This is a genomic window from Isoptericola maris, from assembly GCF_048065335.1.
Lineage (GTDB): Bacteria > Actinomycetota > Actinomycetes > Actinomycetales > Cellulomonadaceae > Isoptericola > Isoptericola rhizosphaerae.
In genome coordinates, this window is record NZ_JBLUNY010000007.1 from 21980 (window position 1) to 36020 (window position 14041).

General features: G+C 74.6%; 13 protein-coding genes. 6 read left to right on the forward strand and 7 right to left on the reverse strand.

From position 1 onward, the window contains the following. Both ACH5HR_RS11380 and ACH5HR_RS11385 read right to left on the reverse strand, forming a co-directional pair. Positions 1–423 (reverse strand): hypothetical protein, encoded by a 423-nt coding sequence (locus ACH5HR_RS11380; RefSeq protein WP_402375843.1) that lies wholly within the window; start codon positions 421–423, stop codon positions 1–3. 67 nt (positions 424–490) lie between these two features. Further along, positions 491–1312, reverse strand: coding sequence for an RDD family protein (locus tag ACH5HR_RS11385; RefSeq protein WP_402375841.1), 822 nt, complete (start codon positions 1310–1312; stop codon positions 491–493). A 73-nt stretch (positions 1313–1385) separates the two neighbouring features. On the opposite strand from ACH5HR_RS11385, the gene ACH5HR_RS11390 reads away from it, so the two are divergent. Further along, complete coding sequence (locus ACH5HR_RS11390; protein ID WP_416477934.1) at positions 1386–2375, forward strand: stage II sporulation protein M; 990 nt, start codon at positions 1386–1388, stop codon at positions 2373–2375. Positions 2376–2517: 142 nt separating this feature from the next. On the opposite strand, the gene ACH5HR_RS11395 is transcribed toward ACH5HR_RS11390, so the two are convergent. The 5 genes from ACH5HR_RS11395 to ACH5HR_RS11415 are packed head-to-tail and all read right to left on the reverse strand — an operon-like array spanning position 2518 to position 8131. Continuing rightward, positions 2518–3891, reverse strand: coding sequence for a DUF58 domain-containing protein (locus ACH5HR_RS11395; RefSeq protein ID WP_416477935.1), 1374 nt, complete (start codon positions 3889–3891; stop codon positions 2518–2520). A 1-nt stretch (position 3892) separates the two neighbouring features. Next, a complete protein-coding gene (locus tag ACH5HR_RS11400) occupies positions 3893–5035 on the reverse strand; it encodes an AAA family ATPase (RefSeq protein ID WP_416477937.1) in 1143 nt (380 codons plus the stop codon). After that, a complete protein-coding gene (locus tag ACH5HR_RS11405; protein ID WP_416477939.1) occupies positions 5032–6246 on the reverse strand; it encodes a DUF4350 domain-containing protein in 1215 nt (404 codons plus the stop codon). The genes ACH5HR_RS11400 and ACH5HR_RS11405 overlap by 4 nt, the downstream gene beginning before the upstream one ends. Further along, positions 6243–6920 (reverse strand): DUF4129 domain-containing protein, encoded by a 678-nt coding sequence (locus ACH5HR_RS11410; protein WP_416477941.1) that lies wholly within the window; start codon positions 6918–6920, stop codon positions 6243–6245. The genes ACH5HR_RS11405 and ACH5HR_RS11410 overlap by 4 nt, the downstream gene beginning before the upstream one ends. Beyond that, complete coding sequence (locus ACH5HR_RS11415; RefSeq protein ID WP_416477942.1) at positions 6917–8131, reverse strand: DUF7847 domain-containing protein; 1215 nt, start codon at positions 8129–8131, stop codon at positions 6917–6919. Before ACH5HR_RS11415 ends, ACH5HR_RS11410 begins: the two co-directional genes overlap by 4 nt. A 121-nt stretch (positions 8132–8252) precedes the next feature. Between ACH5HR_RS11415 and mtrA the strand changes: the two genes are divergently transcribed. The 5 genes from mtrA (at position 8253) to hpf (ending at position 14036) form a co-directional block, all read left to right on the forward strand. Beyond that, positions 8253–8933 carry an MtrAB system response regulator MtrA gene (mtrA, locus tag ACH5HR_RS11420; RefSeq protein ID WP_402375827.1) on the forward strand — a complete coding sequence of 227 codons (681 nt, stop codon included), beginning with the start codon at positions 8253–8255 and terminating at the stop codon, positions 8931–8933. Further along, complete coding sequence (gene mtrB, locus ACH5HR_RS11425; RefSeq protein WP_416477943.1) at positions 8920–10620, forward strand: MtrAB system histidine kinase MtrB; 1701 nt, start codon at positions 8920–8922, stop codon at positions 10618–10620. The genes mtrA and mtrB overlap by 14 nt, the downstream gene beginning before the upstream one ends. Next, positions 10620–12341, forward strand: a complete 1722-nt coding sequence (locus ACH5HR_RS11430; protein ID WP_402375823.1) for an LpqB family beta-propeller domain-containing protein — start codon at positions 10620–10622, stop codon at positions 12339–12341. The genes mtrB and ACH5HR_RS11430 overlap by 1 nt, the downstream gene beginning before the upstream one ends. Positions 12342–12430: 89 nt before the next feature. Next, the gene (locus tag ACH5HR_RS11435; RefSeq protein ID WP_402375821.1) at positions 12431–13189 is read left to right on the forward strand and encodes a ComF family protein; all 759 of its coding nucleotides are present in this window, start codon (positions 12431–12433) and stop codon (positions 13187–13189) included. A 187-nt stretch (positions 13190–13376) separates the two neighbouring features. Then, the gene (gene hpf / locus ACH5HR_RS11440) at positions 13377–14036 is read left to right on the forward strand and encodes a ribosome hibernation-promoting factor, HPF/YfiA family (protein ID WP_402375819.1); all 660 of its coding nucleotides are present in this window, start codon (positions 13377–13379) and stop codon (positions 14034–14036) included. Positions 14037–14041: the final 5 nt, after the last annotated feature.

The following is a 14041-nucleotide window of genomic DNA, read 5'->3' on the forward strand; positions in this document are numbered from 1 at the left end:
TCAGGAGCAGTTCGCGGTGGAGTACTCGTCGAGCTCGTCGGTCGCGTTCGAGAACTCCTCGCTCGTGAACGAGTTGGTCGCCTCGGTGAGCACGGAGGGGTCGGCGTTCGCCGGGTCGTCCAGGGCGCCGGAGATCGTGTCGCTGAAGCTGCGGAACGCGGAGCTGACCACGGCGTAGGAGTCCGCGATCTCCTCGGGGGCCTCGATCGACTCGATCTCCGTGGTCAGCTCCTCGAGGGAGGCGGCCGCGGCGTCCGGGTCGCTGAGGTCGACGCTCTGCAGGTCGGCGGACAGGTCCTCGACCGAGGTGAAGGAGTCGCAGAACGCCTGCGCCGACTCGTCCGAGCCTCCGCACGCGGCCAGGGAGAGGGTGAGCACACCGGCGGCGGCCAGAGCGGTGGTCCGGGAAAGGTGGGTTCGCATGCCGTCACCCTAGAGGCCGCTCCGAGCCGGGACACAGCCCGTCTCCAGGAACGAGACGGTGCGGCGTTCAGTCCCGCGGGTCGGCGACGGCGTACGGCAGGCGGTGCAGCACCTCGGCCTGCTGCGTCGCGCGCTCTCGCTCGGCCCGCCCGCGCACCAGCTCACGGTCCCGGCGCTCGTGCAGCACCGCGTGCAGGAACGCCTCGGGCGGGGTGCCCGACGGCGGCCCGGGGGCCACGTAGGCCTCCACCTGACCCGCGAGCTCGTCCGTGAGCCGCACCCGTGAGGACGGGGCGAGGCGAGGGGCGCGGTCGAGGACCTGCCGAGCCCGCAGCGCCAGGCCGTCAGGCAGGCGGCGGATGTCGGCGGTTCCCGCCCAGCCGGCCAGGTCCGGTGCCATGACCAGCGGCCGCTCCCAGCCGCGGGCGCCGCGCACCCGCACCGAGTAGGTCCCCGCGAGCAGGTCGCCGAGCCGCTTGCCGCGAGCGTTGGCCAGCGAGGTGATCACGGCGACAGCGCCGAAGGTGAACCACAGCTCGAAGACGCCGACCAGCGCCCGGACGAACGCGTGCCGGAACCGCACCGGGCCGCCGTCGTCGCGCACCACCCGCAACCCCGTGGCGAGCTTGCCGAGCGAGCGACCGCGGCTGAGCGTCTCGATCGCGACGGGCAGCGCGACGAGGAACGTCACCAGCAGCACGATGGCGAGGGTGCTGCCCCACTGCTGGTTCAGGCGGTCGAGCGTGGTGCCCAGCACCACGACCAGGGTGACGAAGCCCAGTGCCAGCGTCGCCAGAGCGTCCAGCAGTGAGCCCACCGCCCGCGACGCGAACGACGCCGGGCGGGAGTCCAGCACCACGCCCTCTCCGATGAGGATTCCGTCCTGCACCGTGCCTCCGTCTCGTCGGTTCCTTCTGTGGGCGCGTCCTCACGACGCCCCCTCCTGTGGCAGGGTAGCGGGCGTGGACCTGGATGCCTTCACCGCCGTGCACCGCCCGGAGTGGGACCGCCTCGACCGTCTCGCGAAGCAGCGCCGGCTCGACGGCGCCGAGGCCGACGAGCTCGTCCGTCTCTACCAGGCGGTCGCCACCCACCTGTCGACGGTGCGCTCCGCCGCGCCCGACCCCGTGCTCGTCACCCGGCTCTCCGAGCTCCTGAGCCGGTCGCGCACTCGGATCGCGGGAGCGCACGAACCGGCGTGGTCCGACGTCGTCCGGTACGCCACCGTGACCGTGCCGGCCGCGCTGTACCGGATCCGGTGGTGGACGTTCTGGGTGACCGCCGCCTTCCTCCTGGTGGCCCTGGTCGCCGGCGTGCGGGTCGCCGTCGACCCCGACGCGCTCGCCGCGATGGGTACGCCGTCGCAGCGCGAGGAGTACGTCGACGAGGCGTTCGCCTCGTACTACGACCCGCAGACGTCGTTCGCCGCGATGGTGTGGACGAACAACGCGTGGATCGCCGCGCAGATGATCGCTTTCGGCGTGACGGGGGCCTGGCCCGTGTGGGTGCTGCTCCAGAACGCCGTCAGCATCGGGGCGACCGGCGGGATGATGGCCGCCTACGGCGAGCTCCCCCTCTTCTTCCAGCTCATCACGCCGCACGGGCTGCTGGAGCTGACCAGCATCTTCGTCGCCGGGGCGGCCGGTCTGCGGCTGTTCTGGGCCTGGGTGGACCCCGGAGCGAGACCTCGGGCGACGGCGCTCGCGGCCGAGGGGCGCGCGCTCTTCACCGTCGCCGTCGGGCTCGTGGGGGCGCTCGCGCTGTCGGGGGTCGTGGAGGGGTTCGTCACGGGGTCCGGGATGGCGTGGTGGCTCAAGATCGTCATCGGGGCGCTCGCGCTCGGCGTGTTCCTCGCGTACTACCTCGTGCTCGGGCGGCGCGCCGTGCGGGCAGGGGAGACGGGCGACCTGGACGTCGACCGCGCGGGCGCCGTGCTGCCCACCGCCGGCTGACCGCGCCGCACCCGCCCGACCCCGCCGCGCCCGCCCGACCCCGCCTGAACGGTTGTGGGCGCGATTTCTGGGCGCGAGACCCGTACAGACCGGGCGAATCGGGCCACGAATCGCGCCCACAACGCTCGGAGCGGGGGCGGGGTCAGAGACGGCCGGCGGCCTTGAGGGCGAGGTAGGTGTCGGCGAGCCGCGGCGCGAGCTGGTCGGGCAACGCCTCGAACACCTCCGCCCCGTGCTGGCGCAGCACCGCCGCGACGGCCGAGCGCTCGAGGTCGCCTCGAGCCGCTGCCGCCGCACCGTAGACCTCCTCGACGTCCTCGCGGCCGGCGCGCATCGCCGCCACCTCCGCGTCGGCGACCGCCGCGACCACCACCTGGTGCGTCCCGGAGAGCTGGTCGATGACGGGCAGCAGCCCTGTCTCCACCACCGCGGGATCGAGGGACGTCAGCAGCACGACCAGCGCACGCTGCGAGACGCGCGTGCGCACCTGGGCCACGAGGCCGGTCCAGTCCGTCTCCAGCAGCACCGGTTCGACGGCGGCGAGCGAGTCCGCCATCGCGGGCAGCAGCCGCGGTCCGGACGCACCGGCGACCCGGGCCCGCAGCACCCGGTCGTAGGCCAGCACCTGGAAGCGGTCGCCCGCGCGGTCGGCCAGCGCCCCGAGCAGCAGCGCCGCCTCGACGCTCGCCTCCAGCCGGGTGCCGCCCGTGTTCAGGGACCCGTCGGACGAGGTGCCGATCCGCGCCGCCGACGTCCGGCCGGTGTCGAGCACGACCACGACGCGTCGGTCGCGTTCCGGGCGCCACGTCCGCACGACGACGTCACCGCCGCGCGCCGTCGCCCGCCAGTCGATCGAGCGGACGTCGTCGCCCACCACGTACTCGCGCAGCGAGTCGAACTCGGTGCCCTCGCCGCGCACCTGGACCGCGGCGCGCCCGTCCATCTCGCGCAGCCGCGCCAGGCGGCTCGGCAGGTGCCGGCGCGACGCGAACTCGGGCAGCACGCGGATCCGGCCGCCCACGTCGATCGAGGCCTGCCGCCCCGCCAGGCGCAGCGGCCCCAGGGTGCGCAGGGTGACCGCGCCGGCGATGCGTTCGCCACGCCGGGTGGGCAGCAGGGGCGTGCGCAGCCGCGCCGACTCCCCGGGGGGAAGGTCCACGGCGTGCCGGGCGGTCCGAGCGGGCTCCGCGGGGTCCGTGTGCGGGCGCAGGCCGCCGTCGTCGCCCCGCGCGGTGGCGAGCGACGGGGGCCAGGCGTCCCGCACGAGGGCGCGCAGCCTGCGGCGGCTCGCGTTCGTCAGCACCACCTGCGACGTCGTCGGGGTACCGAGGCGCACTGACGACGGCACCGTCCGCTGCACCGTCACCTGCCGGGGAGAGGCCGCCAGCGCGACGTCGAGCGCGCAGAGGACCACGACGACGGCGGCCCAGAGCAGCACCGTCCCGGGCACCGGCCAGATCGCGACCGGCACCAGGCCGAGCGCCGCCAGCACGACGGCGCGCCAGGACAGCGCCATCTCAGCGCGGGACCGGGACGGCGGCCAGGACGGTGCCGAGCACCGACTCGGCCGTGACGCCCTCGAGCTCCGCCTCCGGACGGAGCTGGACGCGGTGCCGCAGCGTCGGGTGCGCGAGCGCCTTGACGTCGTCGGGCGTCACGTACATGCGGCCCGACAGCCAGGCCCAGGCCCGGGCCGTCGCGAGCAGCGCGGTCGCCCCGCGGGGGGAGACGCCGAGCTGCAACGACGGCGACTGGCGCGTCGCCCGGCACACGTCGACGGCGTAGCCGAGCACCTCCGGAGCGACCTCCACCTGACGCACCTCGGCCCGGGCGGCGGCGAGCACGCCCGGGTCCGCGACGGGGCGGACGCCCGCCGCACCGAGGTCGCGCGGGTCGAACCCGCCTGCGTGGCGGGCCAGCACCTCGATCTCGGAGTCGCGTTCGGGCAGGGGCAGCAGCACCTTGAGCAGGAACCGGTCGAGCTGCGCCTCCGGGAGGGGATAGGTGCCCTCGTGCTCGACGGGGTTCTGCGTGGCGATGACGACGAACGGCTCCGGCAGGGGGCGCGGCTGACCGTCCACGGACACCTGGCGCTCCTCCATCGACTCCAGCAGCGAGGCCTGCGTCTTGGGGGGCGTCCGGTTGATCTCGTCGGCGAGCAGCAGGTTGGTGAACACCGGGCCCTGACGGAACGAGAACTCGGCCGTGCGGGCGTCGTAGACCAGCGAGCCGGTGACGTCGCCGGGCATGAGGTCCGGCGTGAACTGCACGCGCTTGAAGTCGAGGTCCAGCGAGGCGGCGAGCGAGCGGACGAGGAGCGTCTTGGCCACCCCCGGCACGCCCTCGAGCAGCACGTGCCCGGAGCACAGCAGCGCGATGAGCAGGCTGGTCACGGCGGAGTCCTGCCCGACGACGGCCTTGCCGACCTCGGTGCGTACGGCCGCCAGCGCGCGGCGCAGCTCGAGCGACGGCTGCGACGGCTCGGGCGGAGCCGGCTCGCCGGCCGGTGCCGCCGAGGCCGGTGCCGCCGCGTGTGCGACCCCGGTCGTCGGCGCGCTCTCGGTCGTCGGCGCAGCGGGTGCCTGCGACGAGTCGTCCGTGCGTGCCTCCGAAGCTCCGGGTGCGGCGGGTGCCGGCTGGTTCTCGTCAGGGTGGGTCACGGTCGGTGAACCTCGCTCTCCAGGGTGTCGAGCCGGCGGGCGAGCTCGCTGAGCGCGGCGTCGTCGGCGGGTGGGGGGCCGTAGATCAGGTCGGCGACCTCGTGCGGGTCGCGCCCGGAGGCGCGCACGACGGCGTCGACCACGGCGTCGGGGTGGGCGGACCGGGCCAGGCCGAGCCGGTGGGCGACGGCCTGGGCGGTCGAGGCCCGCAGGCCGGCCGCCGCGTGCCCGCGCGAGCGTGCGCGGCGGTAGAGCCGGGCGCGCCCGCGCGCCGACTCGGCGGAGGGCACGACGACAGGCAGCCGTTCGGTGACGAGCCTGCCGAGGCGTCGGCCCCGCCAGACGGCGACGACGAGGGCGACCAGGACGGCCCACCACAGCGCGGCGCCGAACCAGGCCGGCAGCACGGCCTCGGGCTCCGGCTCGGCGGTCTGGTCCCCGGCGACGGTCGAGTCGGCCGGGTCGGGCACGAGCCAGACCAGCCGGTCCTGACGCCCGAGGAGGTGCAGCGCCAGTGCGGCGTTGCCCTCGGTGAGCACGTCGTCGTTGCGCAGGAACGCCGGGTCGTCGACGGCGACCACCTGGCGACCGCCCTGCTCGACCGCGGCGAGCACTGCCGAGCCGTCCGGGCTCGACCAGCACGTCGTCACGGCGGGCGAGGTGGCCTCCAGCCCTGCCTCGAGCATCGAGGGGCCCGCGGCGACCGCGGCGGGGAGGTCGCACCCCGGCTCGGTCGCGGACGGCGGAGCGGAGGCCCAGGAAGAGCGCTGGACCTGGTCTCCGGTCGCCGCCCGCAGCAGGCCGTCGTCGGCGCCCGCCAGCACGACGTCGGCGTCGACGGCGGAGAGCGCGGTGACCTGCTCGGGCAGCATGTACGGCGCGGGGACGACCAGGAGCGTGGTGCCCGCAGCGGCGGCCTCGACGGCGTCCGCCACGTGCGTCACGTGCTCGATCTCGACGCCCTGGCGCTCGAGGACGTGGGCGAGGGCCTGCGAGCCGTCCGGTCGGGTGTTCTCGGGGTCGTACGCGACGAGCGAGCCCGCAGGGCGCAGCAGGGCGAGGGCCACGACCGCGAGGAGCATCGCGGCGACACCGCCGACGAGCCACCGAGCGGCCCGCCAGCGGCGTCGGCTGCGGGAGCCGAGCGTCGTGCCGTCGCCGGTGACCGCTGCCGAGCTCCAGGTCGCCGTGGGGGCGGCGGGCGCGCTCACAGCGCCTCCTCCGGGGTTCGCGACGCCGGCGGGCTGGGCCGGGTGGACGACACCCGGTCGTCGAGCGCGCGCATCGCGGCGTCGTCCGCGGGCCCGGCCGGGAGGTGGCCGTAGCGGACCCCGTCGAACCGGCCGGCGGCCGTGTGCAGATCGGCGGAGAGGTCGGGCATCCGGGCGCTCGCGGCCTCGGCGGCCTCGCGAGCGGTCCGGCCGGGACGTTCGTCGAGCACCACGCGCTCCTCCAGCCCGCGCACCACGGCGCGGAAGCGTTCGATCACGGCGAGCGGCCAGTCCTGCCGGCCGGCGGCGTCGTCGGCGGCGGCCCGCATCTGCGCGGCGGTCCGGGTGTCGTCGTCGTGCACGACGGCGGAGCTGCCGGCGGCGTGGCGCCGCAGCCGGGCGGGGCCCGCGACGAACAACGCGACCGCCACCACGACGACCAGCACCACGGCCAGGACGACCGCGAGCCGCCACGGGCTGATGTCCACGGTGCCGATGTCGCCGAAGACCCTGGCGAGCCAGTCGAGCAGCCGCATGAGGACCGACGGGTCCTGGGAGTACTCGGGGCGGGCGAGCTCCTCGACGAGCCAGTCGCGGGCCGTCTCACGGTCCGGCACGACGGGCACCTCGCCGGTGACGCCGTGCAGCAGCCCCACCGTCGTCGCTGCCGTCACCACTGCGGGGTGCCTCCGGGCGGCGGCTGCATCCCGGCCGGGCCGGCAGGCCTGTCGGGCGGCTGGTTCGCCACGCGCTCGGCGGCTGCGGCGAGCTGGACGTCGAGCCCTTCGCGGCGCATCCGCACGTCGGTGTAGACCAGTGCGACGACGCCGGAGACGAACACCAGGTAGAGCATGCTCGCGATCACCGACGCGACGACGGAGCTGACGATCATCCCCCAGCCGAAGTCGCCGCCGTCGACGAGCAAGCCGAGCATGCTGAGCGGGTAGGACACGACCTGGCCGGCGACGCCCGCGATGATGCTGGCGAGCAGCACGGTCCCGAAGACTCGCCAGTACGCGCTGCGGGTGAGGCGCCACGCACGGGCGATCGTGCGGCCCAGCCCGGTGCCCTCGAGCACGAGCGCCGGCGCGACGAGCATGAGGCGGACCCACAGCCAGGCCGCCAGGGCGACGATCGCAGCCAGGCACAGCAGGGCGACGAGCACGGACAGCACCGCCGAGTCGGTCGCGACGGCGACGGCGCTGACCAGCAGGATCGCCCCGAAGAAGACGACGAACGTGGCGACGCCGAGGCCGATCGTCCGCAGCAGCATCCAGCCGATGAGGACGGCGAGCCGCGGACGGACCTTCTGCCAGACCTCGCTCACCGACATCTTGCGGCCGATGACGGACTGGCTGACCGAGACGGTGATGAACCCTTCGGTGACGGGCTGGGCGATCAGGAGGGTCAGGGACAGCGCGCTCGACACCGCCACGATCTGGGCGAACCAGCCGGCGTCGGCCGCGGTGAAGCCGGTGAGCTCGGCGTCGGTGCCGAAGGGCTCGGCGAGCAGGTCGGTCAACGGCGGGACCGCGAACTGCGCCAGCAGCGCCGCGAGCAGGGTGGCGGTGGCGACGACCACGGCCACCAGGCCGAGCATGACCGCAGGGTTGTGGCGGACCGCGCTGAACGCCCCGTCGAAGATCTCCCCGAGCGACAGCGGACGCAGGGAGACGATGCCGGGTTTGGACGCGGACGGGCCGTAGGGGTCGGGCCCCACCGGGCCGGGCCGTGGCGCTCCCGGGGGGGTGCCGCCGCCGGCCCCGGGCTGACCCGGGCCGTACCGTCCGGACCCGTACTGCCCTGGCCCGTACTGCCCGTAGGCGGGCGGCCTCGGAGCCTCGCCCCACCCGGAGGGCGGCGTCGGCTGGTCGGGCGTGCTCATGCTGCTGCCTCCTGGGGCACGGCTGGCTGGACGGGTGCGTGACCGCCACGACCCTATAGCGTTCACGGCCCTCAGGGCGCGGCCCGGCCCGGAACGCTGTGGACCCTGGCAGACTGTGCGCATGAAGTCCCGCGTCCTGGTGGTCGACGACGACACTGCCCTCGCCGAGATGATCGGCATCGTCCTGGAGTCCGAAGGGCTCGATCTGAGCTTCTGCTCGGACGGCGATGCCGCCATCGGCATGTTCCGGTCGACCCAGCCCGACCTCGTCCTGCTCGATCTCATGCTGCCGGGCAAGGACGGTATCGAGATCGCTCGGGAGATCCGTGCCGAGTCCGGCATCCCGATCATCATGCTCACCGCGAAGACGGACACCGTCGACGTGGTTCTCGGCCTCGAGTCCGGTGCCGACGACTACGTCACCAAGCCGTTCAAGCCCAAGGAGCTCGTCGCCCGCGTGCGGGCCCGGCTGCGCCGTTCCGACGAGCCCGGTCCGGAGCGCCTCAAGATCGGCGACATCGAGATCGACGTCACAGGGCACACCGTCACCCGCGACGGGGAGCGGATCAGCCTCACCCCGCTCGAGTTCGATCTGCTCGTCGAGCTCGCGCGCAAGCCCTGGCAGGTCTTCACCCGCGAGGTGCTCCTCGAGAAGGTCTGGGGATACCGGCACAGCGCCGACACCCGCCTGGTGAACGTCCACGTGCAGCGCCTGCGCTCCAAGATCGAGAAGGACCCGGAGAACCCCGAGGTCGTGCAGACCGTGCGCGGGGTGGGCTACAAGGCCGGTGCCGCCCGCTGACGTCCGTGCGACCGACGCCCTCGTCCGAGGTGCCCGGTCGCTCGTGCACCGCTGGCGCTCCTCGATGCAGGTGCGCGTGGTCACCTCTGCGGTCGCGCTCGGCGTGCTGGCCGTCGCCGTCCTCGGCGTCTACCTGTCGTTCTCGATCCGGGACGGTCTCTTCGACCAGCGCCTGGACCAGGTCGAGCGCGAGAACGCCGCCGTGATCCAGGAGGTGCGCACCCGGCTCGCCGCGACGGCCGCGACGCAGACCGGCGAGCAGCAGGCCCTGCTGCGCGACGTCATCCTGTCGTTGAGCGCCGGGGGCTCGAGCGCGCAGGACTACTTCCTGCGCCAGGCGCCCGAGCAGCAGCTGCCCCTCGTCGACTCGTCGTCGCGCCAGGGACTGGCGGTCAGCGAGGTCGTCACCCCGGAGCTGCGCGCCGCGACGCTCGCCACGGGGGACCAGGTGCTGCAGTCGGTGCCGATCCCCGCCGACTTCACGGGGTCGGGTGCCGAGGAGCCCGGCGTCGTGGTCGGGGCCACCGTCGACCTGCCGTCGGCCGGCACCTTCGAGCTCTACGCGCTCTACTCGCTGGCCTCGGAGCAGGAGACGTTGGGGTTCGTCCAGCGGACCCTGGCGCTCGGCTCGGTGGTGATCCTGGCCATGATCGGCCTGCTGACGTGGACGGTCACCCGGCAGACGGTCGCCCCCGTGCGCCGGGCCGCCACCGCGGCGGCCCGGCTGGGCGAGGGGCACCTCGACGTCCGTGTCCCCGGGTCGCGGGGCCAGGACGAGCTGGCGACGCTCGCGCGGACGTTCAACGAGATGGCGGACAACCTCGAGGAGCAGATCGCCCGGATGGAGGAGCTGTCCGCCGCGCAGCGACGGTTCGTCTCCGACGTCTCGCACGAGCTGCGGACCCCGCTGACGACGATCCGCATGGCGGGCGAGATCATCCACACCGCGCGCGCCGACCTCGAGCCGTCCGCGCGACGGTCCGCGGAGCTGCTGCAGACGCAGCTCGACCGGTTCGAGGAGCTCCTGACCGACCTGCTCGAGATCAGCAGGTTCGACGCCGGCGCGGCCGTGCTCGACGTCGAGCAGCAGGACCTGCGCAGCGTGGTCACGGCCGTCGTCGACACGTGCGCCCCGCTCGCCGAGCGCAAGTCCGTCTTCCTCTCGGTGGACATGCCCGACACGCGCACGACGGCGGACATCGACCCTCGCCGGGTCGAGCGGATCCTGCGCAACCTCGTGGTGAACGCCATCGAGCACGCGGAGGGCAACCCGGTGGAGATCACGGTCGGCCAGGACGCCCGGGCCGTCGCGGTCGTGGTGCGCGACCACGGCGTGGGTCTGACCACGGAACAGCTCAGCCGCGTCTTCGACCGGTTCTGGCGGGCGGACCCGGCACGGGCCCGGACGACGGGCGGCACGGGTCTCGGCCTGTCCATCTCGCAGGAGGACGCCCGGCTGCACGGCGGACGTCTGGACGCCTGGGGGCGGCCCGGCCACGGCGCGAGCTTCCGGCTGACCCTGCCGCGGCGCGCGGGGATCGAGATCGACCGCCCGCCGCTGCCGGTCGAGGGGCCGTCGCGCTCCGGCGGGCAGCACGTCCCCACGGGCCAGGTGCCCGTCGTGAACCCGCCGACCGGTCCCACGCCCACCGCCATCCCCGACCTGCCGTCCGAGGAGGAGTCCTGATGAACCACGGGATCCGCCGGCGCCTCGCGCGGGCCCTCTGCGCCGCCGTGCTGGTGTCGTCGGTCGGGGCGTGCGCGAGCATCCCCACCACGGGCGGCGTCATGGAGGGTTCCGCCGAGGTCGACAGCGCCAGCGACCTGGGCTTCGACGTGCAGGGCCCGGCGATGGACGCCAGCCCCGAGCAGATCGTCCAGGGGTTCGTGAGCGCGGCCCAGTTCGGTCCGGCGTCGGCCGCGACGCTCGACATCGCGAAGGAGTACACGACGCCGGTGGCCTGGTCCGCGTGGGACGAGTACACGCAGGTCCTGGTGCTGTCGGAGTACCCCCGGTGGACCGTCGAGGAGTTCGACGAGTCCACCGTCGAGACGTCGGTGCGCGGCGAGGCCACCGTCGTCGCGTCCCTCGACGAGTCGGGCGTCTACTCGGAGCTGGCCGAACCCAGCGTCGTCGAGGTGGCGTTCGACCTGACACGGGGCGACGACGGACAGTGGCGCATCAGCGGGCTCGAGGACGGGATGCTCGTGCTGGCCGACTTCCTCGGGAACGCGTTCCACCGGACCTCGCTGTACTACCCGACGTCGGACCGCGAGTGGTGGGTCCCCGACGTGCGCTGGTACCCGGGGCAGTCGTGGCGAACCGGCGCGACCCAGGCGATCCTCGACGGACCGCCGGAACGGCTCGCGCAGTCGACGATCTCGGTGGTCCCTGACGGCGCCACCCTGGCGATCGACGCGGTGACGGTCGCGGACGACGGCACGATCGACGTGAGCCTCACCTCGGCGATCACCACCGCCCCGCCGGACGACAGGGCGCTGCTCGTGGCCCAGCTCGAGGCGACCCTGCGGGAGGGAGACGGCCGCACGGTGGTGCTCTCGTCCGGCACCTCGCCGCTGGCGGCGACGTCGGCGGCCGAGCCGTCGCGGCCCGTCACCGTGGGGGACGCGGTCGCCGTGCTGGACACCGAGGAGGGCCAGGCGCTGCGCCGGGTCGTCGGCCGTGAGCTGACGGACCTGGCCGAGCCGCAGGACGTCGCGGGGCTCGACGTGACCGCCGTCGCCGTGGGGACCGGCGGGTCCATCGTGGTGCGGGACGGTTCCGTACGGCTGGTCCGGCTCGGCGAGGAGGGCCGGTCCGAGCTGCTCGCCGGGCCCGAGCTGGTCCCGCCGTCGGTCGACCGCTTCGGGACGGTCTGGACGGCTGTGGGCGGCGACCTGCGGGTCGCCCTGCCCACCGGTGGCGTGGTGCCGGTCGAGGCCGAGTGGTTGGCCGACCTGTCGGTGCGTTCTCTGCGCGTGGCACCCGAGGGCGCCCGCATCGCCCTCGTCACCGACGGGCCCGACGGGCCCGAGGTCTGGGTCGCGGCGATCGAGCGCGACGCCGAGGACGTCCCCACCGGGTTGTCGGCACCCGTGCGCGTCGGCGGGCCGGTGGCCTCCGCCGAGGCTGTCGACTGGTCGGAGGAGTCCACCCTCCAGCTGCTGGCACGGGACCCGGACGGCACGCGGGGACTGTTCGCCGCGGGCGTCGGCGGTCTCGCCGGGTCGAACGACGGGCTGACGCGCCCGTTGGCGACGACGGCCGTGCCCACGGCGCTCGCGGCCGGCGTCGGGGCGAGCCCGACGCTCGCGCTGGACGCCGACGGGACGCTGTTCGTGCGGCAGAGCGCGGCCCTCTGGCCCGTGGTCTCCGAGGACGTCGTGGCGGTCGCCTACCCGGGATGACCGGGCCGGAAGCCGTCCACGGTCGCCCGCCGTCCACCGTCCGGTGCCAGAGCCGCCCGGTGCGGCGCGGTGCCGCGCACCCTGGCGTCATGCTCACCCGACTGGCTCGCCTCGTGGTCCCCGTGTCGTGCCCGGGCTGCGGGTCCTACGACGTGCGGTGCTGCTCCTCGTGCGCGGCGGCCGTCGTGGGCATGCCGCTGCGCCGTGTCGAGGACGGCGCCCCACGCCTCGACCGCATGGACGGCGTCCCGCCACTGCCGGTCTGGGCCGTGTGCGACTACGCGGGTCCGGTGCGTGACGTCGTCGTCGCCTGGAAGGACCGGGAGCGCGCCGACCTCGACGCTCTGCTCGCCCCGGCGCTGCACGACGCCGCGGCAGAGTTGGCACCGCTCGTGCGGTCCGCCGTCGGCGACGCGGGCGTGCTGGTCGTCCCGGCGCCGTCGGCACCGGGGGCGCGGCTGCGCCGGGGCCGGGAGCCGGTCGGCGTGCTGGCCGGCGCGGTCGCGGCCGGGCTGCGCACCGGCGGGGTGGGCGCCGCCGTCGTACCGGGGCTGCGACGCCGTCGTTCGACGCGCGACCAGGTCGGCCTGGGGGCGCGCGCCCGCGGACGCAACCTCGACGCCTCGGTCGCCGCGCGCCGACGCACCGAGGGATCGCTCTGCGTCCTGGTCGACGACGTCCTGACCACCGGGGCCACCCTCGCAGCCTCCGAGCGGGCGCTGACCTCGGTCGGCGCCGTCGTCCTGGCCGGTCTCGTGCTGGCCGCGACACCACCGCCGGGGGCTGTCACCGAATCTCCCCACGACGCGACGTCGCCAGAGGTTCACCCCGTCGACGCGTTGGGATAACCTGGGAACCCGACGGCGAGCGGACCGCGAGAGCGGAGCGATCGCCGCATCCCACGAGCGGGCCGGGCAGGTGATCCGGCGACCGGGAGGTGGTGCCAGGACCGGCACCCACCGCGGTGCCCAGAAGCACACGAGGGCCGCCCGAAGGATGCAGCAGGAGCGGCCCACGACGAAGTGGAGCAACACGATGGAGATCGCCGTCGTCGGCAGGCACACGGACGTCACGGACCGGTTCCGTGACCACGTGGAGGACAAGCTCGCCAAGGTCACGCAGCTCGCGCCGAACGCGCGCCGCGTGGACGTGGAGGTCACGCACGAGAAGAACCCACGACTCGCCGACCAGAGCGAGCGGGTGGAGCTGACCGTGCGGGACAAGGGGCCCGTGATTCGGGCGGAGGCGGCCGCGGACGACCGCTTCGCCGCTCTCGACCTCGCGATCGACAAGCTCAGCGAGCGGCTCCGCCGCTCCCGTGACCGGCGCAAGGACCACCGTCGCCGCGGACCGGGCGTCTCGCCGCCGGTGGACGTGCGCCCCTACGACGAGGTCCTGGCCGCGCAGCCCGAGCCGCGCACCGAGCCGGCCCCGCTCTCCACGCCGGGGGACTCCGTCGAGTACCAGCTCGGCGACTCGCCCGTGGTGATCCGACAGAAGCTCCACCGCGGTGAACCGATGACCGCCGACGAGGCCGTCGAGCACATGGAGCTCGTCGGTCACGACTTCTTCCTGTTCATCGACAAGGAGTCGGCCCGCCCGGCCGCCGTGTACCGACGCCGCGGCTGGACGTACGGCGTCATCGAGCTCGACGCGACGTGCAGCGGGGCGGCGCCGGTGTCCTCGCTGACGTGATGACG